At 71.7% G+C, this 18,652-nt stretch carries 19 protein-coding genes and 5 pseudogenes; 11 read left to right on the top strand and 13 right to left on the bottom strand.

Annotated elements, in window-relative coordinates; all coding sequences use genetic code 11:
- Nucleotides 1–74: 74 nt before the first annotated feature.
- Nucleotides 75–509, top strand: coding sequence for an ATP-binding protein (locus Q4V64_RS52220; protein ID WP_124445505.1), 435 nt, complete (start codon nt 75–77; stop codon nt 507–509).
- 63 nt (nt 510–572) lie between these two features.
- Here the strand turns inward: Q4V64_RS52220 and Q4V64_RS52215 are convergent, their stop codons facing one another.
- On the bottom strand, nt 573–938 hold the full coding sequence (locus Q4V64_RS52215) for a PRC-barrel domain-containing protein (RefSeq protein ID WP_124445504.1): 366 nt from the start codon (nt 936–938) through the stop codon (nt 573–575).
- A gap of 144 nt (nt 939–1,082) precedes the next feature.
- Here Q4V64_RS52215 and Q4V64_RS52210 point away from each other — a divergent pair, with 144 nt between their 5' ends.
- From Q4V64_RS52210 to Q4V64_RS52195, 4 genes and pseudogenes are all read left to right on the top strand, one after another.
- On the top strand, nt 1,083–1,445 hold the full coding sequence (locus tag Q4V64_RS52210; RefSeq protein ID WP_124445503.1) for an STAS domain-containing protein: 363 nt from the start codon (nt 1,083–1,085) through the stop codon (nt 1,443–1,445).
- Between the two features lie 212 nt (nt 1,446–1,657).
- Nucleotides 1,658–3,034, top strand: coding sequence for an NAD(P)/FAD-dependent oxidoreductase (locus tag Q4V64_RS52205; RefSeq protein ID WP_124445546.1), 1,377 nt, complete (start codon nt 1,658–1,660; stop codon nt 3,032–3,034).
- Between the two features lie 105 nt (nt 3,035–3,139).
- Nucleotides 3,140–3,352, top strand: coding sequence for a DUF4287 domain-containing protein (locus Q4V64_RS52200; protein WP_124445502.1), 213 nt, complete (start codon nt 3,140–3,142; stop codon nt 3,350–3,352).
- Nucleotides 3,353–3,418: 66 nt separating this feature from the next.
- Nucleotides 3,419–5,669: pseudogene (locus tag Q4V64_RS52195) on the top strand (FUSC family protein).
- Nucleotides 5,670–5,672: 3 nt separating this feature from the next.
- On the opposite strand, the gene Q4V64_RS52190 reads toward Q4V64_RS52195, so the two are convergent.
- The 4 genes from Q4V64_RS52190 to Q4V64_RS52175 all read right to left on the bottom strand — a co-directional run bounded on the left by Q4V64_RS52190 (nt 5,673) and on the right by Q4V64_RS52175 (nt 8,607).
- Nucleotides 5,673–6,104, bottom strand: coding sequence for a hypothetical protein (locus Q4V64_RS52190; protein ID WP_124445501.1), 432 nt, complete (start codon nt 6,102–6,104; stop codon nt 5,673–5,675).
- Between the two features lie 28 nt (nt 6,105–6,132).
- Nucleotides 6,133–6,966: a DUF1206 domain-containing protein gene (locus Q4V64_RS52185; protein WP_124445500.1), complete on the bottom strand. Its 834-nt coding sequence runs from the start codon at nt 6,964–6,966 to the stop codon at nt 6,133–6,135.
- Between the two features lie 133 nt (nt 6,967–7,099).
- Entirely contained in the window at nt 7,100–7,960 is an 861-nt protein-coding gene (locus Q4V64_RS52180) for a SigB/SigF/SigG family RNA polymerase sigma factor (RefSeq protein ID WP_124445499.1), read from the bottom strand.
- 188 nt (nt 7,961–8,148) lie between these two features.
- Nucleotides 8,149–8,607 (bottom strand): ATP-binding protein, encoded by a 459-nt coding sequence (locus tag Q4V64_RS52175; protein WP_124445498.1) that lies wholly within the window; start codon nt 8,605–8,607, stop codon nt 8,149–8,151.
- A 237-nt stretch (nt 8,608–8,844) separates the two neighbouring features.
- Here Q4V64_RS52175 and Q4V64_RS52170 point away from each other — a divergent pair, with 237 nt between their 5' ends.
- From Q4V64_RS52170 to Q4V64_RS52160, 3 genes are all read left to right on the top strand, one after another.
- Nucleotides 8,845–9,066, top strand: a complete 222-nt coding sequence (locus Q4V64_RS52170; RefSeq protein WP_124445497.1) for a hypothetical protein — start codon at nt 8,845–8,847, stop codon at nt 9,064–9,066.
- Between the two features lie 99 nt (nt 9,067–9,165).
- Complete coding sequence (locus Q4V64_RS52165; RefSeq protein ID WP_124445496.1) at nt 9,166–10,644, top strand: ornithine decarboxylase; 1,479 nt, start codon at nt 9,166–9,168, stop codon at nt 10,642–10,644.
- Nucleotides 10,645–10,975: 331 nt separating this feature from the next.
- Nucleotides 10,976–11,431 carry a cyclic nucleotide-binding domain-containing protein gene (locus Q4V64_RS52160; RefSeq protein ID WP_124445495.1) on the top strand — a complete coding sequence of 152 codons (456 nt, stop codon included), beginning with the start codon at nt 10,976–10,978 and terminating at the stop codon, nt 11,429–11,431.
- A 73-nt stretch (nt 11,432–11,504) separates the two neighbouring features.
- Here the strand turns inward: Q4V64_RS52160 and Q4V64_RS52155 are convergent, their stop codons facing one another.
- Nucleotides 11,505–12,803: an MFS transporter gene (locus Q4V64_RS52155; protein ID WP_124445494.1), complete on the bottom strand. Its 1,299-nt coding sequence runs from the start codon at nt 12,801–12,803 to the stop codon at nt 11,505–11,507.
- Nucleotides 12,804–12,883: 80 nt separating this feature from the next.
- Entirely contained in the window at nt 12,884–13,498 is a 615-nt protein-coding gene (locus tag Q4V64_RS52150; RefSeq protein WP_124445493.1) for a LysE/ArgO family amino acid transporter, read from the bottom strand.
- 80 nt (nt 13,499–13,578) lie between these two features.
- On the opposite strand from Q4V64_RS52150, the gene Q4V64_RS52145 reads away from it, so the two are divergent.
- Together Q4V64_RS52145 and Q4V64_RS52140 are read left to right on the top strand one after the other, a co-directional pair.
- Nucleotides 13,579–14,475, top strand: a complete 897-nt coding sequence (locus Q4V64_RS52145; protein WP_124445545.1) for a LysR family transcriptional regulator ArgP — start codon at nt 13,579–13,581, stop codon at nt 14,473–14,475.
- A 158-nt stretch (nt 14,476–14,633) separates the two neighbouring features.
- Nucleotides 14,634–14,885 carry a WhiB family transcriptional regulator gene (locus Q4V64_RS52140; RefSeq protein WP_124445492.1) on the top strand — a complete coding sequence of 84 codons (252 nt, stop codon included), beginning with the start codon at nt 14,634–14,636 and terminating at the stop codon, nt 14,883–14,885.
- Nucleotides 14,886–14,931: 46 nt separating this feature from the next.
- On the opposite strand, the gene Q4V64_RS52135 is transcribed toward Q4V64_RS52140, so the two are convergent.
- The 6 genes and pseudogenes from Q4V64_RS52135 to Q4V64_RS55885 form a co-directional block, all read right to left on the bottom strand.
- Entirely contained in the window at nt 14,932–15,381 is a 450-nt protein-coding gene (locus Q4V64_RS52135) for a DUF6098 family protein (RefSeq protein ID WP_124445491.1), read from the bottom strand.
- Between the two features lie 81 nt (nt 15,382–15,462).
- Nucleotides 15,463–16,038: pseudogene (locus Q4V64_RS55890) on the bottom strand (ATP-binding protein); the annotation flags it as partial.
- Nucleotides 16,039–16,703 (bottom strand): annotated as a pseudogene (locus tag Q4V64_RS52125) (response regulator transcription factor); the annotation flags it as partial.
- A gap of 38 nt (nt 16,704–16,741) precedes the next feature.
- Nucleotides 16,742–17,488, bottom strand: coding sequence for a hypothetical protein (locus Q4V64_RS52120; protein ID WP_124445490.1), 747 nt, complete (start codon nt 17,486–17,488; stop codon nt 16,742–16,744).
- 34 nt (nt 17,489–17,522) lie between these two features.
- Nucleotides 17,523–17,783 (bottom strand): annotated as a pseudogene (locus Q4V64_RS52115) (hypothetical protein); the annotation flags it as partial.
- A gap of 120 nt (nt 17,784–17,903) precedes the next feature.
- Nucleotides 17,904–18,081 (bottom strand): annotated as a pseudogene (locus Q4V64_RS55885) (M1 family peptidase); the annotation flags it as partial.
- A 210-nt stretch (nt 18,082–18,291) separates the two neighbouring features.
- On the opposite strand from Q4V64_RS55885, the gene Q4V64_RS52110 reads away from it, so the two are divergent.
- Entirely contained in the window at nt 18,292–18,642 is a 351-nt protein-coding gene (locus tag Q4V64_RS52110) for a DUF488 family protein (RefSeq protein ID WP_124445489.1), read from the top strand.
- Nucleotides 18,643–18,652: the final 10 nt, after the last annotated feature.

Genomic DNA, 18,652 nt, shown 5'->3' with positions numbered 1-18,652 from the left:
GCAGGGAGAGAAGGAGACGGCAGCGAGCGTGAGAGAGGACGACGGCCCTGTTGACGCCGGGCCGGAGAGGCGACATGGCAATCGAGCCGCGTGGGGACGAGACACTGGCTTCCGAGGCGATCCCGAGCCGCAGCACCAGTTTTGCGGGCGAGCCGCAGAACGTGACGGGTGCGCGTCTCGCCGCGGAGGAGTTCCTCCGTGACCTCGCACGGACCTCGCCGCCGGCGGCCCCGGAGTATTGGGACGACATCCTGCTCGTCGTCACCGAACTGGCCGCCAACGCGGTCCAGTACGCCCCGGGCCCCTTCGCCCTGCGGATGCGCCGGACCTTCGACGGTGTGCATGTGACGATGCACGACACCAGCACCACGCCGCCCGCACCACGTCCGTTCGATCCGCGGCACGGCGGCGGAGGCATCGGCTGGCATCTGATCCACGCACTGGGCGACCAGGTCAGCGTGGTCACGGACGACCACGGCAAGGACGTGCATGTGTTCCTGCCTTGGTGAAGGCGTCGCTGTCCTCTTGGTTCTCGCGCATGCTGCCCCCGGTGAGTCCGGAGCCTCCTTCGGTCACGCGCCGGACGCGGGCTGGAGCCGGTGGTAATAGTCACCGACGGCCGCCAGGTACGCGGGGTCCCGGGTCTCGCTGTCGGTCCGGAAGCGGGGCGCCGCCTTCACTGCCGCCCCGGTGCAGGCCAGAGTGATCTTCCGGGCCCCCGGGTCGATGCCGGTGACGACGCCCACGGGGACGAGGACGCTTCTGCCGAACAGCCAGACGCCGGTGTCGACGACCAGGTGCCGCATGCCGCCCGGGGCTGCCTCCCGGTCGACCCGTCCGAGGGTGCCGTCGCCGGCGGAGACGGTGAAGCCCGTCAGGTCCTGTCCCTCGACGTATCCGCTGTCGGGCGCGTACGACCAGATTCTGTCAACGGCCACGCTGCTCCTTCCGCCCGAGGGGTTCACAGCACCAAATACCCCTCTGCCGCACGCGCATTCGGCATGTTCCGGGCCGGAAGCGGTGGCATGGCCTCCGGTCCCACGGGTTACCCGCTGTGCCGTCAGCTCTTGTTGGAGGTACCTGTGTCCCTTGCGCAGAACCCGCTGTCCGTCGAGGTCACCCTGCCCCGCGAGGACGTGGCCCTGATCAGGGTGGGAGGCTACTTGGACGTCGACAGCGCGACGGAGTTCCAGCATCACCTGGCCAACCAGCTCCATCACGGCCGACGCCACTTCCTGCTCGACCTCTCGGACGTGCCGTTCATGGACTCCTCGGGCATGAACATCATCCTGCGGGTGTACCAGGAGGCCCGGGACATCCCGGGAAGCGTCCACATCATCTCGCCCACACCGTCGGTGCGACGGATCCTCGATCTCACGGGCGTCAGCATCACGGTGCCGGTCTCGGAGGGGACCGACGAGGCCCTGGCCCTCGTCGACGCTTGAGGCCCTCCCGGGAATTGATCCTCTTCTTTCCCTCCCGCACCAGTGCGTTTCGGCCACCGACCGGGCATGGTGGTGATCGACAGCGTTCGGCTGCCCGCCGTGCCCAGCTGGCGGAACGGCTGACGGCACGGTGGGATCGATGAGGTGCGAATCGGCGATCCACGGGCAGGCGAATGGCGTTCGAGGCAGACCGCCTGGAGCCGCAGAAAGGGATGAACACCGTGACACGACCCAGGATCCTGGTGGTTGGCGCAGGCTTCGCCGGTGTGGAGTGCGTCCGCCGTCTGGAACGGAAACTCTCCCCGGACGAAGCCGACGTCACCTTGGTGACGCCGTTCGCCTACCAGCTCTACCTCCCCCTGCTGCCCCAGGTCGCCTCCGGCGTGCTGACGCCGCAGTCGATCGCCGTCTCCCTGCGCCGCAGCAAGAAGTACCGCACCCGGATCATTCCGGGCGGCGCCATCGGCGTGGACATGAAGGCGAAGGTCTGCGTCATCCGCACCATCACCGACCGGATCGTCGACGAGCCGTACGACTACATCGTGCTGGCCCCCGGCAGCATCACCCGCACCTTCGACATCCCCGGCCTCACCGAGCACGCCTTCGGTATGAAGACGCTGGCCGAAGCCGCCTACATCCGCGACCACGTCATCTCCCAACTCGACCTGGCCGACGCCAGTCAGGATCCGGCGGAGCGCGCCTCCCGGCTGCAGTTCGTGGTGGTGGGCGGCGGCTACGCGGGCACGGAGACCGCCGCGTGCCTGCAACGCCTGACGCACGCCGCCGTCAAGCGCTACCCGCGGCTCGACCCGGGCCTGATCAAGTGGCATCTGATCGACATCGCCCCGAAGCTGATGCCGGAGCTCGGCGACAAGCTCGGCCGCAGCGCCACGGAGATCCTGCGCCGGCGCGGCATCGAGATCTCGCTCGGTGTCTCCATCGACAAGGCGGGACCGGAGGAAGTCACCTTCACCGACGGGCGGGTGATCCCCACCCGCACGCTGATCTGGACCGCGGGTGTGGCCGCCAGCCCGCTCATCGCCACGCTCGGCGCGGAGACGGTCCGCGGCCGGCTCGCGGTCAACGCCGAGATGAACCTGCCGGGCCACGACGGCGTGTTCGCGCTGGGCGACGCCGCCGCGGTACCCGACAAGGCCAAGGGCGAGGAGAGCGCCGTCTGCCCGCCCACCGCGCAGCACGCGATGCGGCAGGGCAGGCACGTCGCCGACAACGTCATCGCCACACTGCGGGGGCAGACGATGCAGCCGTACGTCCACAAGGACCTCGGCCTCGTCGTCGACCTGGGCGGCACCGACGCCGTGTCCAAGCCGCTCGGCATCGAACTGCGCGGCCTGCCCGCCCAGGCCGTCGCCCGCGGCTACCACTGGTCGGCCCTGCGCACCAACGTCGCCAAGACGCGGGTGATGACAAACTGGGTGCTCAACGCGATCGCCGGCGACGATTTCGTCCGCACCGGCTTCCAGGCCCGCAAGCCCGCCAGGCTGAAGGACTTCGAGTACACGAACGCGTATCTGACGCCTGAGCAGGTGCGAGCCCATGTCGAGGGCTCCGCGCGGCAGGAGCAGTGACCCTCTCGCTGAAGTGACGTGAATCACTGCGGACCGCCGATCAGTTCCCAGCCGGTCGGCGGTCCAAGGAGGGACAGGACAACGTCACCGCGAAAGGACACCGCCATGACCGAGATCGTGAAGGGCCCCGCGAGCTACTTCCCCTCCATCGAGAAGAAGTACGGCCGCCCGATCGCCGAGTGGCAGGAGCTGATCCGTTCCTCGCCGCTGACCCGGCAGATGGAACTCGTCTCCTGGCTGAAGGCCGAACACGGTCTGGGGCACGGCCACGCCAACGCGCTCGTCGCGCACACCCTCGCGGAGCCCCGGGGCCAGTGATCCCCTACCGCCCGTGCCATGCTGACCACGGAGATCATGACCTGACACAGGAGTGAGTACGGCGGCGTGAAGGCAGCGGGGCGATCGGTCCGGGCACGGTTGCGGGACGGTGTCGCGGCGTCCGACCCCGGGCTGCTGCGGCTGGCCGCCGGACTGCGGACGGTGGGTGCCATCGCCCTCACACTGGCCGTGCTCGGCCTGGTGGGGGCCGATGTCCCGCATCTGGTGACGGGGGCCATGGCGGCGATGGTCGCCACCTTCGCCATCCGGGAGAAGCAGCGCGGGCAGCAGGCCGTGACCCTCGCGCTGGGCCTGCCGGTGGCGCTGGCCTCCGTGACGCTGGGCGCGCTGCTCAGCTCTCGGGTGGTGGCCGGTGACCTCTTCTTCGTCGCCCTCATCTTCTGCGCGGTCTACGGCCGCCGCTTCGGCGACCGCGGCACCGCGCTCGGGCTGATCGGGTTCCAGGTCTACTTCCTGTCCCTGTTCGTCGGCGCCACCGTCTCCGGCCTGCCCGAGCTGTACGGCGCGATCGGCGTCGCCTTCCCGGTCAGCGCGCTGGCGCGTTTCGCGCTCGTGCCGGAGACGCCGGCGCACATCCTCGAGCGGTTGCGTGAGGCCTTCCGGGCCCGGCTGGCCCAACTGGTGTCCGCGCAGCTCGACCTGCTCGACGCCGGGCCGGACGAGGTCGACAAAGCCCTGGAGGACGTCCGCGACGGCACCGCACGACTGCACGAGACGGCGATGATGATCCAGGGCCGACTGGAGGAGGGAACCGCGGACGAGGCCACTGCGCGGCTGGTGCAGCGCCGCGTCGCTGACGCCGAGATCGCCGCCGAGCGGCTGGGCCTGGTTGCTGCTGACCGCGCGCAGCGCCGAGCGGGCGGACACACTGACCCTGCATCTGCCGGGCGCGCCCGCCCCGGCAGGCGACCGGCTGCCGGTCCGCGACGAGGCGATCGCCACGTTGCGCCGCGATCTCCAGGCGCTGCACATGCTCGTGCTGCGGCCCGTCACCGACGACACCGGCACGGCCCTGTCCCATGTGCGCAACCGGCTCCTCGGATACCGCGACGAGGACAACCTGCCGCCCGCCGCACCCCCCGTCCAGGACGTCTTCCGGGGCGTCGGCGAGGCCGCCCGCGCGGTGCTGGGGCTGCGGATCGCCCTCGGCGGGGCCCAGGACGAGTCGGACGACTCGCCCGCGACGGCCCGTTCCCGCGAGGAACTCGACGCCGAGGACGCCGCGATCGACGCCGGCGAGGACGAGAACCGGCCGGACGAGGAGCTCACGGGGCTGCGGCGGCCGACCACCCGCGCGGCAGTGCAGGTCGCCGTCGGGTCCTCGCTCGCCATGGTCGGCGGTGAGCTCCTGTCCAGTCAGCGCTGGTACTGGGCGGTGCTGACCTGCTGGATCGTGTTCCTCAACACGGCTTCCACGGGCGAGATCCTGGTCAAGGGCTACCGCCGCCTCGTGGGTACGGTGCTCGGTGTCGTGGCCGGCATCGTGCTGGCGGGACTGGTCGGGCAGCACACCTGGACGGCGTTCGCGCTGGTGCTGGTGTTCGTCTTCGCGATGTTCTACACCGCGCCGCTGTCGTACACGCTGATGTCCTTCTTCGTCACCGCGGCGCTCGGGCTCCTGTACACCCTGCTGCACACCTACAGCCTCTCGGTGCTGCTGCTGCGCGTGGAGGAGACGGCGCTCGGCGCGGCCTGCGGGGTCGTCGCGGCGGCGTTCGTCCTGCCGGTGCGGACCGACCGCCGTACGAACGACCTCCTGGTCACTGTCCTGGAGCGGCTCGCCGACGTCACCGAACAGGCCGTGGACCAGCTCAGCGGCGGGCCCCCGGCCGACCTGCTCGACCAGGCGCGCGACCTGGACCAGGCACTCGCCGACCTGCGCGCCGCCACCCAGCCGCTCACCCACCCGATCACGCCGCTGCGGGCCCGGCGCGACACCGCCCGCTATGTCGTCGCGCTCCTGGAGACCTGCGCCTACCACGCCCGTTCGCTGGCGGCGACCGCCGAACTCCTGCCCACCCATCCCTCGATCGCGGCCGATCCCCGGCTGCGCCGGGCCGGACGGCGCATCGCGCACAACATCGGGGCGATCTCCGCGCACGTCGCCGACGAGCACGCCGACGTCGGGATCGAGACCGGCTCGAGCATCGCCGCCCTCCTGGAGCCGGACCTCCCGGGCACGCCCAGGTACGGCCGCATCACCGACCGCGTGCTGCGGCATCTGCAGCGCCTGGACGAGTCGGTGGCGGGCCTGGCCCGGCCACTGGGTGTGCCCGCCGCCGCACGTCGGCGGTAGCGGTCACAGATCCGTGGGCAGGCCGCTCACCTCCGCGATGCCCCGCAGTTCGTCGTTCATCCGCTGCCGTTCGCGGATGTAGTCGGCGATCTCGCCGAGGCGTGTCGGGTCGGAGGCGGTGACCGCGTCGGTGACCACCCGGACCGGGCCGGTCTCGTCGATGTCCAGCTCGATGACCTCGTTGTCCAGTCGGCCCGTGACAGCGGTGGCGATGACCAGGGCGGCCTCGTCGCGGATCTCCTGGGGCAGCCCTTCCGCGTGCGACTCGTCGAGTGCGAAGTCGAACGCGGGCAGGCGTTCCTCGTCGATCGCACGCAGGACCGGTTCCACCACGCTGAGCAGAAGCTGGTAGTCCTCGGTGTCCATGCGGATCCGGAGCATGTCGAGGTAGACGTCCACGGGCCGGCCGTCGGGCGGAAGCTCGGGTTCGTTCATCCGGTCCGTGTTCCCCGTGTGCCGCTTCTCAGACGCGACGCCAGCGGGCCATCGCGAAAGAGAACAGTCCGAACAGCACCAGCCCGGCCGCGACGCAGGCCGGCAGCCATGGTCCGAGCGGGGTGTCGGCGAACGAGCGGAGGGTGTCGTCCAGTCCCTTCGCCCTGTCGGGTTCGTAGTCGACCGCGGCCCGCACGGCGAAGGCGCCCGCGGCGGCGAACACGGCCCCGCGGGCCGCGCCGCCGCCCACGCCCGCCGCGTCCACCAGCCGCCGGGCCCGGGGGGACAGCTCCCGGAGCTTGAGCTTGTCGTGGAACGTGCGGCGCACCGCCCCTACGGCGATCCACACGCCGACCACGGCGATCCCGGCGCCGGCCGCCCCGACGAGCCACTGCCCGGCGGGCAGCTCCAGCAGCCGGGCGGTGACGTCCTTGGACTGCTCGTCGCTGGATCCGCCGCCGCCCGAGCCCGCGGCGAAGGACAGCACGGAGTAGGCGACGAACGTGTAGAAGGCGCACCGCGCCACCGCCAGCAGCCGCTTCTTGGCCTTACGGCCGTCCGGTCCGACCGAGCCGAAGAGGGCCTCGGACAGCCGCCACAGGGCCATACCGACGAGGCCGACGCCCAGCGCCCACAGCAGTAAGGCGCCGAACGGCCTGTCGGAGAGTTCGGCGAGGGCACCGCCGCGGTCCGCCTGGCGCCCGCTGCCGCCGAAGGCGATCTGCAGTGCGAGGACGCCGACCAGCAGGTAGATCACGCCCCGCGCGGCCAGGCCCGCCCGTGCGGCGCCCTCCCGGGCCGAACCCTTCGCCACCCGGCCGACCCCGGTGCGGCCGGGCCGCGCCATGGCACTCGTGTTCATCTCGACTCCTGCAATCCGCTGCTTTGGTCGCGAGGAGGCATATGCCGCGACGGTGCTCCGCCGGGGTCAGCCGCCTCGCGACCGGCAGCGGCCCTGCCACAGTCCACGGGTGCCCACGGCGTGCGCCGTCGCTTCAGGCCGCTGTCCTACCGCCGCTGGTGCCGCGGCCGGACCGCTGCCCCAGTACCTCGTCGCGCACGCGGGCGCAACTGCGGCTGATGAGGCGGGAGACATGCATCTGGGAGATGCCGAGTTGGTCGGCGATGCGGCTTTGGGTCATGTCCTCGAAGAAGCGCATGTAGAGGATGGCGCGTTCGCGTTCGGGCAGTCGGCGCAGGCCTTCCTTGGCGGACTCGCGGTCGACGACGACGTCGTACGAGGCGTCCGAAGAGCCCAGGGTGTCGACGAGGCTGTAGCCTTCGTCGCCGGCCGACAACTCGGCGTCCAGCGACAGGGTGCTGAAGCTCTCGAGGGCTTCCAGGCCGGCGGAGACCTCGTCCTCGGTCAGCCCGGTGTGAGCGGCGATGTCGGCGACCGTGGGCTCGGGGGAACCTGGGTTCTGGGTCAGTTCCCGCCGCGCCAGCCGCACCTTGTTGCGCAGCTCCTGCACCCGGCGGGGCACCCTCAGCGCCCACATCCGGTCCCGGAAGTGCCGCTTGACCTCACCGGTGATGGTGGGCACGGCGTAGCTCTCGAAGGCCCCCCGCTCCGGCTCGAACCGGTCGATCGCCTTGACCAGGCCCAGTGCCGCCACCTGCCGCAGGTCCTCGATCGACTCCCCGCGGTCGCGGAACCGGCCGGCGATCCGGTGGGCCATGGGCAGCCAGGCCGCGACGAGTTCGTCACGCAGGGCGTCGCGTTCGGGGCCGTCCTCCAGTGCGGCCAGACGGGTGAAGAGGGCGGTGGTGTCGGGAGCGTCGTCGTGGTTGCGCCGAGTCGAAGCGGTCGGCTGGGTGGGCGTGCCGGGACGGCTTGTCGACATATCGATGAGCATGCGGAATCGCTCCTGAAGGGTCGTTTCAGGGGTTTACCGCGGGAAGGACGCTGCCGGATCGCCTGGACGGCCCCGGAGCAGCTACACAGCTCCCCGCTGGCGCGCCTCCGGTCCGAAGCACGAGACTGCGTCTGCCCTGCCACCGTTGGTACAAACTCAGGTGCCGAAATGCGTTCAGCACGAATCGGTCAGGCCGAGACGGGCACGGACAGGGGCACCACGGCGGTGATGCACTTCCCGCCGGTGGGCAGGCCGGTCACGCGCACGTCGTGCGCCAGGCGGCAGACGATGGGCCAGCCGCGTCCGCCGACCCGGCGCCGCCCGTGCTCGTCGACCGGCGTGATGGCCACCGGCAGTTCGTCGCTGCGGTCGCTCACCGACACCCGCACGCCGAGCCCCACGACGTCGACCTGGAAGTCCGTGATGCCACCACCGTGCAGGATCGCGTTGGTGGTGAGCTCCGAGGCGACGAGCAGGGCGTCGGAGAGCGCTTCGGCGTCGCACGGGGTGTGGGCGGCGCGACAGCGTTCCGTCACGGCCCGCTCCACGACCCTGCGCGCCTCGGCCGGTTTGCACGGGCGGAGCTGCCCGCGCCGGTGCGCGGCAGTCGGTTCGAGGGCGGATTCGGTCCTGTGCTCCTCGCACATCCCTGAACTCCCTGATCGCTGAAGACAGAAGCCGGAGCCGACGCGTCTGCGGGCCATGTCCAGGCCCGGGCGTTCACCGACGGAGCGGCCGCCCCGCCCGCCGCAGCGGTCGTGCCCCCGCACTGCGCGGGCTTCCGCAGGTCTCTCCTCTTCGGCTGACCTCTCCCCGGCCTGCCAAACCTCATATCCAGGACGGGAGTCGGCCATCCCGTCGCGTTGAGCGGGTACGCGTTGTCCATGACCGATGTGGTGGACTCAGACGAACTGCTGCGACGCATCCAGCGCGCCCGGGCCTGCGCGGAAGAGGAGGAGCGGGCCTGGCGGACGCGCCGTGACAACCTGCGACAGGCCGACCCGGAGGGGGCCCGCGAGGCGGGCGTGCGGAGCCTGGCCTACGAGAGCGTGCTGAGGGTGCTGGACGAGATCCTGACCCCGGGCAGGCACGACGACGAGGCGTGACGATCGCAGGAGCCGCTCACGCCCCTGCCGTATGACGGATGACGTACGCCCCTCGGCGGAGTCCGGATTGCGGCCGCCGGGGTCGGGAACTCGGATTCCATGGCTGTCGATCACACTCGAGCACCGGTTCTGGAAGCGCTGGACGACTATCACCGCCGGGGGCGGCTGTCGTTCGCGCCGCCGGGCCACAAGCAGGCCCGTGGGGCCGATCCCGCGGTGCGCGAGGTGCTCGGTGACTCGGTCTTCCTCGGTGACGTGCTGGCGTCGGGCGGTCTGGACGACCGGCTCACCCGGGGCCGGGTGCTGCAGCGCGCCCAGGAACTGATGGCCGATGCCGTGCACGCCGACCACACCTTCTTCAGCACATGCGGAAGTTCCCTGTCCGTCAAGGCGGCGATGCTGGCCGTGGCGGGCCCGCACGAGAAGCTGCTGGTCGGGCGGGACGCCCACAAATCCGTCGTGTCGGGGCTGATCCTCTCCGGCATCGAGCCCGTGTGGATCGAGCCGCGCTGGGACGCCGAGCGACGGCTCGCGCATCCGCCGTCCGCCCAGGAGTTCGAGCAGGCCTTCGACACCCACCCCGCCGCGAAGGGCGCCCTGATCACCAGCCCCACGCCGTACGGCGCCTGCGCGGACCTGCGAGCGGTGACCGAGGTGTGTCACCGCCGCTCCGTCCCGCTGATCGTGGACGAGGCCTGGGGCGCCCATCTGCCCTTCCACCCCGATCTGCCGTCCTGGGCGATGGACGCAGGCGCCGACATCTGCGTGACCAGCATCCACAAGATGGGCAGCGGCCTGGAGCAGGGTTCGGTCTTCCACCTTCAGGGTGATCTGGTCACGCCGGCGCTGCTGGGGATGCGTGCCGACCTGCTGGGCACCACCAGCCCGTCGGTGCTGCTGTACGCCGGACTGGACGGCTGGCGCCGGCAGATGGCCCTGCACGGCAAGGAGCTGATGGGCGCCGCCCTGGAACTCGCCACCGAGGTCCGGGCGGCCATCGAGACGATCGACGGGATGCACGTCAACGACCGGGACGACTTCTGCGGCCCGGGACTGGCCGACGACCTCGACCCGCTGCCGGGCGTCATCGGCATCGACGCGCTCGGCATTACGGGCTACCAGGCGGCCGACTGGCTGCGGGAGCACAGGAGCATCAACACCCACCTGACCGACCACCGCCGTATCGGCGCGCAGATCACGCACGCCGACGACCACGAGACGGTGGGGGAACTGCTCGCCGCGCTCAAGGACCTGGCCCGCGCCGCGCCGGAGCTGCGGCCGGCCCCGCGGGTGGAGATGCCGTTGCCGTCCGAGCTGCGGATGGACCAGGCCCGCCTGCCCCGGGACGCGTTCTTCGGACCGGCCGAGAACGTGCCGGTGTCCCGGGCCGCCGGGCGGGTCACCGCGGAGATGATCACGCCGTATCCGCCCGGGATCCCGGCCGTGCTCCCCGGCGAGCGACTGACGGAGCCCGTGCTGCGGTACCTGCGGAGCGGCCTGGACGCGGGCATGCACCTCCCCGACGCCAGTGACACCGAGCTGGAGACGATCAGGGTGGTCACCCTCGACGCCGAGTGACGAGCAGCTGACGATCGAGTGGCCGCAGAGTGAAACAGGTCACGTGACCCGGATCCGGCTACGCACTACCCCCATAGATGGTTTACGGTTCATTCATACGTGGCCACGGGGTCGACCGCATCCGTCCCCCGCGCGCCACCGCTAACGGCCCTGGCTGGTCTCCCCCGTCCAGCCAGGGCTTTTTCATGCCGTCGTCGCCGTGGGTACCGCTCGCCGGGCTGACGCTCCGCGCGGAATTGTTCGGTTCGCCGAGGTGCCCGGGGCTCCGTGAGCCGCTGAAATGGGCACAGGGATAACACCCGAACCCGTCGCCGGCGAGGAGCCCCGCGCCATGACCAAAGCGATCAAACTGCTGACCGCCCTTCCGCCGCCCCAGCGCCGGAGCCTGATGACACTCGCCCGAGAGGTCTCCTTCCCCGAGGACGCCCACATCTTCGAGGCGGGAGGGACGGCCGACCGGTTCTGGGTCATCCGCTCGGGCGCGGTCTCCCTGACCCAGCAGGTGACGTCCCACCAGCGGGTCACCGTCGCCAGCCTCGGCTCGGGGGATCTGCTCGGCTGGTCGTGGCTGTTCCCGCCGTACCAGTGGGACTTCGGCGCGCAGGCCTTCAGCCCGGTGCGCGCCTACGAGTTCGACGCGGCCTCGGTGCTGCGGCTGTGCGAGGAGGATCCGCAGCTCGGGGTGATCCTCGTCCGGAGCGTGGCCGAGATCCTCGCGCACCGGCTGGAGACGACCCGGGGCAAGCTCATGGAGCAGTACACGATGCACAGGCGGGGCGCCCTCTAGGCCCTGTCGTCGAATTCCCGCCCGCCCAGGTGTATTGATCACGAGCCTTGTCGACAGTCGCCGGGCGGCGGCCTCAGACGCGGTAGCGGCGCAGCGCCGGCACCGCGAAGGCCAGACTCAGCATGACGGCCACGACCAGGAGTCCGCCGCCCGCGACCGCCGTACGCGCGCCGAAGACCGAACCCGCGGTGCCGTGCAGCACGTCGGCGAGGCGGGGGCCGCCCGCGACGACGACCGTGAAGACTCCCTGCATGCGCCCCCGCATCTCGTCGGTGGCGGCGGACAGCAGGATCGCCCCGCGGAAGACCATCGAGACCATGTCCGCCATCCCGGCCGCGGCCAGGAACACCACGGCGAGCCACAGGCTGCCGCTCAGCCCGAAGCCGGTGATGGCCGCGCCCCAGGCGACCACCGCCCCGATCACCATCCAGCCGTGCCGGCGGGCCCGGGAGAACGTGCCGGAGAACAGCCCGCCGACCACCGCGCCGATCGGGATCGCCGCGAAGAGGAGACCCAGCGCGAGCCCTTCGCCGTACGGGGCGTAGGTCTGGGACGCCAGCTGCGGGAACAGGGCGCGGGGCATGCCGAAGACCATGGCGATGATGTCCGCGAGGAAGGACAGCAGCAGCACCTTGTGCGCGGCGATGTAGCGGAAGCCGGCCACGATCTCCCGTACGCCGGCTCGTCGCTTCCCCGTGCTCGCGAGGGGCGGCAGCTGGGGCAGCCGGTAGACCGCCCATACGGTGACGCACAGTGCGAGGGCGTCGACGAGGTACAGCTCGGGCAGGCCGATGACGGGGATGAGGACACCGGCGAGCAGCGGTCCGACCACCTGGCCGGTCTGCATGACGGTCGAGCCGAGGGCGTTGGCGGCCGCCAGTTGTTCCTCGGGGACCAGGCGGGCGATGGAGGCGTTGCGGGCCGGGGCGTTCAGCCCCCAGAACGCCTGCTGCACGGCGAGCAGGACCATCAGCACCGCGACCGAGTCGAGCCCCGCGACGGCCTGGAGCCAGAACAGGACGGAGGTGACGGCGATGCCACTGTTGGTGATGAACAGCAGCTTGCGGCGGTCCATGCTGTCGGCGATCGCCCCGCCCCACAGCGCGAACACGATCAGCGGCAGCAGGCCGGCGAGGCTGGCGGCGCCGACCCAGGCCGAGGAGCCGGTGATGTCGTAGATCTGCTTGGGGACGGCGACGGCGGTGAGCTGGCTGCCGACGGCCGTGACGATCGTGGAGGACCACAGTCGGCGGTAGGCCGGGATGCGCAGAGGGCGGGTGTCCATGGCCCAGCGGCGCCATCCGCGCCGGGTCTGCTTCGCCTCGTCGGCCGCGGCCGGCTGCGATTCGGTGCCGCTCTCACTGGTGTCCACGGGCTTCCTGGTTGCTTGTTACATCTTTCGGGCCAGGGATCACTATCGCAGCACCGGCCGGGCGTTCAGGAGCCGTATGCTCAGGTTCCGGCGATCAGCATGGTTCCGAGGGCGATCATCATCGCGGCGACCAGTCCGTCCAGGACCCTCCAGGCGGCTGGTCTGGTCAGGAAGCGGCCGAGCAGCCGGGCGCCGAAGCCCAGCGCGGCGAACCAGCACAGGCTGGCCAGGACGGCGCCCAGGCCGAACGTCCAGCGCAGCGGGCCGCGGTCGGCAGCGACGGTGCCGAGCAGGAACACGGTGTCGAGGTAGACGTGCGGATTGAGCCACGTCATCGCCAGGCACGTCAGCACGGCCCGCCGACGCGAGCCCTCCGCCTCGCCGTCGGCACGCAGGGCGCCGCCCGGTCGGATCACCCTGCGGGCGGCGAGAGCGCCGTAGCCGAGCAGGAACGCGCCGCCGATCCAGCCGATCGCGGTCAGCGCCCCCGGCCACGCGACCACCACGGCGCCGACCCCGGCGACGCCGAGGGTGATGAGCAGGGCGTCGGACAGGGCGCAGATGCCGACGACGGCGAGGACCGCGTGGCGACGGACGCCCTGGCGCAGGACGAATGCGTTCTGGGCGCCGATGGCGACGATGAGTGAGAGGCCGGTGCCGAATCCGGCGGCAGCGGCGGTCAGGGAGGCGGACATGACGTCGACGGTAGGAAAACGATCACAGGTAGTACAGCTAAAGATTCTTACGTAGCATTAGCTGGTGTGATGCCGACATGATGATGCCGGAGCTCCCGCTCGACCAAGTGCGGACGCTGCTCGCGGTGGTGGACGAGGGCACGTTCGACGCGGCGGCCGCCGCTCTGCATGTCACGCCGTCGGCGGTCAGTCAGCGGGTGAAGGCCTTGGAGCAGCGCACGGGACGTGTGTTGCTGGTGCGGACGAAGCCGGTGCGGCCGACGGAGTCCGGCGAGGTCGTCGTGCGCTTCGCCCGGCAGCTGGCGCGGTTGGAGCGGGACGCGCGCGCCGAGCTCGGTATGAGCGGCGACGGGGAGCCGACCCGGGTCTCGATCGCGGTGAACGCGGACTCCCTGTCGACGTGGTTCCTGGGTGCGATCACGCGCGTGCCGCAGGAGCCGGCCCTGTGCTTCGAGCTGCGCCGCGAGGACGAGACCCGCACAGCCGCGCTGCTGCGGGAGGGCCTGGTGATGGCCGCGGTGACCTCGTCGCCCGATCCCGTGGCGGGCTGTTCCGTGCGTGCCCTGGGCCGGATGCGCTACCTCGCGGCAGCGAGCCCGGCGTTCGCCGAGAAGCATCTCGGCGAACCGCTGCGGGACGCGCTCGCCAACGCGCCGGTGATGGCCTTCGACCGGCGCGACGACCTCCAGGACGCCTTCGTCCGCCGGCTTGGCAGGGGCCGGGGCGGGGCGAGCCCCGTACGGCACTTCGTCCCCACCTCTGAGGGCTTCGTCGAGGCCGTCACAGCGGGTCTGGGCTGGGGCCTGGTGCCGGAGGTACAGGCGGACCGCCTGCTGCGCGAGGGCTGCCTCGTCTCCCTGGCACCGGACCGCGCGGTCGACGTCCCGCTGTACTGGCAACAGTGGAAGCTGGACTCCCCCGCGCTGGCCGCGGTGGCCGACGCGGTGGTGACGGCGGCCGCCGAGGCGCTGCGCTGACCTAGGGCATAGCGTCGTGCGCCGCGTGTCCTCGTCAGTGGCCGATTCCCGCCCCGTCCCCCGAAACGCGGCAGTTTCACCCAAGCATCGACAGGTGACCCGGAAGCGAGCAAGGCATCCCCGAGGGCACGTACGACTTCGATCGCAGGTGACTTTTCATGGACAACTGGCGAGACCACGCCGCGTGCCGCCACGAGGACCCCGATCTCTTCTTCCCGATCGGCACCACCGGACCGGCGCTGGTGCAGACGGAGCGGGCGAAGGCCGTGTGCCGGCGCTGTCCTGTCCGGGAGAAGTGCCTGCAGTGGGCGCTCGACACCGGGCAGACCCTCGGTGTGTGGGGCGGCACGAGCGAGAACGAACGCCGTGCGCTGAAGCGGCGCGCCGGCGCCCGGCGGCGCTCAGGGTGAGGCGCGGGCCCGGCGTCGCCCGACCCCGACCCCGACGCCGGGCGCTTCAGCGGCCGGTGCGGCGCAGCGGCCCCCAGGCATTCTCCTGCCGGTCCACTTCCGCCCGGGCCTCGTCGATCATCCGGGAGTCGATCCAGCACAGGGGGCGGACGTCCTCGACCAACGGCTCGTTGTCCGGTCCGCGGCCCGTCTCCCGGCCCTTGAGGACCCAGGGGCGAACGTCGGTCCCCTTCTCGTGCGGCAGGTGGGAGTAGTCGTACAGCCGGCGGGCCACCCACACCTCCACGGGCCGGTCCTGCCACCACTCCTCGACGTCGAGCGGGTTGGCGGAGAGGCCCGGCATGGGGGCGCCCGTGAGGTCGTCGGTGCTGGACACGTCGGCGAGGTCGGCCCCGGGGCCGCGCGACCAGCGGACGTACAGGCCCTGGTGCCGTTCGACCAGGCCGGTCAGTTCGGCGAGTGTGCCCACGACCGGCAGGTCGTCCGATGCGCTCATGTCGTGGCCTTCCTCTTCGCCTCCTCTTCGCCCCGTGCGAGACGGGGTACCCGTGCGACGCCGTCGGAATCGGACGGACCGCTACCGTGCCGGGGCCCCGGGCAGCCGCAGGGTGAAGACGCTGCCGATGCCGGGCTCGCTCGTGGCTTCGGCCGTACCGCCGTGCGCGGCGATCAGGTGCCGGACTATGGGCAGGCCCAGGCCGCTGCCGCCGGTGCGGCGGCTGCGGGACTTCTCCGCGCGCCAGAAGCGGTCGAAGACGTGCGGCAGGTCCTCGGGCGCGATCCCGGTGCCGGTGTCGGCGACCTCCAGGACGACGTCGTCGCCGTCTTGGCGTGCGGCGAGGGTGACGGTGCCGCCGGCGGGTGTGTGGCGCAGCGCGTTGGAGACCAGGTTGCCCAGCGCCTGCCGCAGCCGGACCGGGTCGGCGTCCAGCCAGGGCTTGCCCTCCACCGCGGTGCTCAGGGCGACCTGGGCCGTGTCGGCGGCGACGCGGTGGGCCACGGCGACCTGGTCGAGGAGTTCGTCGCGGCGGACGGCCTCGCGGTGCAGGCGCAGGGCGTCGGCGTCGGCGTCGGCGAGGTCGCGCAGGTCGTCGATGACGCGCTGGAGGACCAGGGCCTCGTCGTGCAGCGAGGCGAGCAGGGCGGGGTCCGGCCCGAAGACGGTCAGCAGCCGGGCCGGGCGGCGCGGGTCGGCCTCGATCTTCCGGCGCAGGTTCATGACGTGGACGTCGACGGCCCGTTCCGTGGAGGCCCGGTCGGTGCCGCGGGTGACCTCCAGCAACTGCCGCCGGTAGAACACCCGTTCCGGTTCGGCGGCCATGGCGAGGAGGATCTCGAACTCGGCCGGCGTGCACTCCACGGGTTCTCCGTCGCACCGCACCTCGTGCCGTACGGGATCGACCGTGACACCCCCGGCACGGACGGCGGGATCGTCCCGCCGGTCGGCGCCCGCGCGCCCGCTGCGCCGCAGGACCGGCGGATACGGGCCATCAGTTCGCGTGGGCTGTAGGGCTTGGTCATGTAGTCGTCGGCGCCGAGTTCCAGGCCCAGCAGTACGTCGTCCTCGGCGGTGCGGGCGGTGAGCATCAGGACGGGGATGTCGTCGTCCCGGCGCAGCACCCGGCACATCCCGAAGCCGTCGATCACCGGCAGCATCAGGTCCAGTACGACGAGGTCCGGCCGGAGCCGGTGGGCCGCGTCGAGGGCGGCCCGGCCGTCGTGGACCACGGTGGCCGTGTGGCCCTCCGCGAGCAGGGAGCGGCGGATGAGTTCGGCCTGCATCTCGTCGTCCTCGGCGACCAGCACATGTGCGCACACGCGGCGGATCCTGAGCGGTTCGGGGAGCATCGGCCGCTTCAACGGGCCAGGGACTTGGCGTCGCCCATGACGACGACGGGGTGCCGCTGCGGGTCGAGGGCCAGCAGCAGCTCCTTCATGTGCTCCTCGGCGATGCTGACGCAGCCCTGCGTGCGGCCGTCGTGGTCGACGTGCAGCCAGATGCCGCCGCCGCGGCCCGCGCCGAGGGGGCGGGTCCAGTCCAGCGGTGAAGTGCCGGGTTCGCGGTTGTAGTTGACGGCGATGACGTAGTCGAAGGACCCGGCCAGCGGCTCGCCCTCGAATCCCGTACCGCGCGCGGTGAATCCCACGGACCGGTCGTACGGCAGCCGGGTTCCGGGGGCGCGGAGCAGCCCACCGGCGTCGGTGAGCGTGTGGCCGCCGATGGGTGAGCGGAGATCACCGGCCCGGTGGTGGTCGGTCCAGCCCTTGAGCGCGTTGTGCGCGGGCCAGCTGTCGCCGGCCCGCCAACCGGCCTCGGTGCGCTCGTAGAGGACGACCGTGGACAGCGGCGAGTCCCTGCCCCGGCCGGTCACCACGACGGCCTGCCGGGCGCGGGAGGGCACCTTGGCCCAGGTCTTGGGGCCCAGGCCCGGCAGTCGCCGTGGCACGACCTGGACTTTGATCTCGGACGAGGGCGTGGGGGCACTGATCGTCGCCCGGGTGGCCTCGGCGCCGTGGTCCGGGGTCGCCGTCGCGCCGCCGCCGCATCCGGTGAGCAGCAGGGACGCGGCCAGCAGCGCGGCACGGGGACTACGTGTGATCATGGATCGACCTTGACCGAGACATGTGAGGAACTCGTCAGGTTCTACGCCGTGTTCGGTCTCTGGGGCTTGTTCGGTCTCTGGGCTTGTTCGGCTTGCCGGGTGCGTACGGCCACGTGTGGAGCGGGGCGCCCAGGTTCTTCCCGGACACGCGTTCCGCGACACGGACGAGTTGGGCGGTGGTGCCGTGGCCGTCGTGGTGTTCGGTCGCCCAGACCCGCGTGATCCGGAAGAACGCCCGGTCTCCGACGGCCGTGCGCAGGGCGTGCGGGGTCATGGCGCCGCGGGCGTAAACGGGGCGGGTCTACTTCTCCAGCGTGCCGACCGTCGCCGTGGCCAGGCAGGCGGCCCTGGGTTCGCTCTGCCCGGCCGGCGGAAGGTGGTCCGCCCGTGTGCGGTGCGCGCGCCGCGGAACACCCCGGGCGGTGAGCACCGCCTCGCCGGCGAGGTGGCCGCTGCCGGGGGTGTAACGGAGCGTCAGGTCGTAGTGGTCGACGTCCTAACCGCCGTTGCCGGCGAAGGGTAGGTACGGATCCCCGCCGGGGCGGGTCCGCGGAGGCGAGGAGCGCGGTGAGGGCGACGGGGCCGGTGAGGATCACGGCCTCGCGGCGGAGGACGGCGGTGCGTCTGACGGGTTGCGGCACGTGGAGTCCGGCGGGTGGGGGGGCGGCCAACGGGCCCGGATGAGGGGTCGCCTGCCCCGTACAGCGCCCTCGTTCAGGTCATGTCGCGTCGCGTCGCCCGCCGTCCCGGGGCCACGGAGGTACGCTCGCGCCACCGCCGCCCCGCCCGAGAAAGGCCCGCCCGTGAGCGTTCGCGTCCGTCGCGTCTACGAACCGCCCGAGCCCGACGACGGCGTGCGTGTCCTGGTCGACCGGCTGTGGCCGCGCGGTCTGTCGAAGGACGCGGCGCAGGTCGACGAGTGGCCCAAGGCCCTCACGCCGTCGACCGAGTTGCGCCGCAGGTATCACGCGGGTGAGGGGTCGTACGAGGAGTTCGGCCGCCGTTACGAGGAGGAGCTGGCCGCTCCCGAGGCAGTCGAGCTTCTCGACCGCGTCCGCGAGTTGGCGGGCAAGGGGACGGTGACACTGCTGACCGCGGCCAAGGACCCCGAGGAGAGCCACGCCGCGGTGCTGGCCCGTCTCCTGCGGACGTGAGGAGACGGGC

This window comes from Streptomyces sp. NL15-2K, from assembly GCF_030551255.1.
In the GTDB taxonomy this organism is placed as follows: Bacteria; Actinomycetota; Actinomycetes; order Streptomycetales; family Streptomycetaceae; genus Streptomyces.
Note: the sequence above shows the minus strand (reverse complement) of the source record. Positions and strands in the feature narration are given on the sequence as shown.

Excerpts from the sequence above, each read along its gene's own strand:
- Q4V64_RS52170 (WP_124445497.1), top strand. The coding sequence starts at position 8,845 with ATGACCGATGTGGTGGACTCAGACGAACTGCTGCGACGCATCCAGCGC.
- Q4V64_RS52175 (WP_124445498.1), bottom strand. The coding sequence starts at position 8,607 with ATGTGCGAGGAGCACAGGACCGAATCCGCCCTCGAACCGACTGCCGCG.
- Q4V64_RS52120 (WP_124445490.1), bottom strand. The coding sequence starts at position 17,488 with ATGATCACACGTAGTCCCCGTGCCGCGCTGCTGGCCGCGTCCCTGCTG.
- Q4V64_RS52180 (WP_124445499.1), bottom strand. The coding sequence starts at position 7,960 with ATGCTCATCGATATGTCGACAAGCCGTCCCGGCACGCCCACCCAGCCG.
- Q4V64_RS52140 (WP_124445492.1), top strand. The coding sequence starts at position 14,634 with ATGGACAACTGGCGAGACCACGCCGCGTGCCGCCACGAGGACCCCGAT.
- Q4V64_RS52150 (WP_124445493.1), bottom strand. The coding sequence starts at position 13,498 with ATGTCCGCCTCCCTGACCGCCGCTGCCGCCGGATTCGGCACCGGCCTC.
- Q4V64_RS52145 (WP_124445545.1), top strand. The coding sequence starts at position 13,579 with ATGATGCCGGAGCTCCCGCTCGACCAAGTGCGGACGCTGCTCGCGGTG.
- Q4V64_RS52200 (WP_124445502.1), top strand. The coding sequence starts at position 3,140 with ATGACCGAGATCGTGAAGGGCCCCGCGAGCTACTTCCCCTCCATCGAG.
- Q4V64_RS52220 (WP_124445505.1), top strand. The coding sequence starts at position 75 with ATGGCAATCGAGCCGCGTGGGGACGAGACACTGGCTTCCGAGGCGATC.
- Q4V64_RS52135 (WP_124445491.1), bottom strand. The coding sequence starts at position 15,381 with ATGAGCGCATCGGACGACCTGCCGGTCGTGGGCACACTCGCCGAACTG.
- Q4V64_RS52205 (WP_124445546.1), top strand. The coding sequence starts at position 1,658 with ATGAACACCGTGACACGACCCAGGATCCTGGTGGTTGGCGCAGGCTTC.
- Q4V64_RS52165 (WP_124445496.1), top strand. The coding sequence starts at position 9,166 with ATGGCTGTCGATCACACTCGAGCACCGGTTCTGGAAGCGCTGGACGAC.
- Q4V64_RS52190 (WP_124445501.1), bottom strand. The coding sequence starts at position 6,104 with ATGAACGAACCCGAGCTTCCGCCCGACGGCCGGCCCGTGGACGTCTAC.
- Q4V64_RS52185 (WP_124445500.1), bottom strand. The coding sequence starts at position 6,966 with ATGAACACGAGTGCCATGGCGCGGCCCGGCCGCACCGGGGTCGGCCGG.
- Q4V64_RS52160 (WP_124445495.1), top strand. The coding sequence starts at position 10,976 with ATGACCAAAGCGATCAAACTGCTGACCGCCCTTCCGCCGCCCCAGCGC.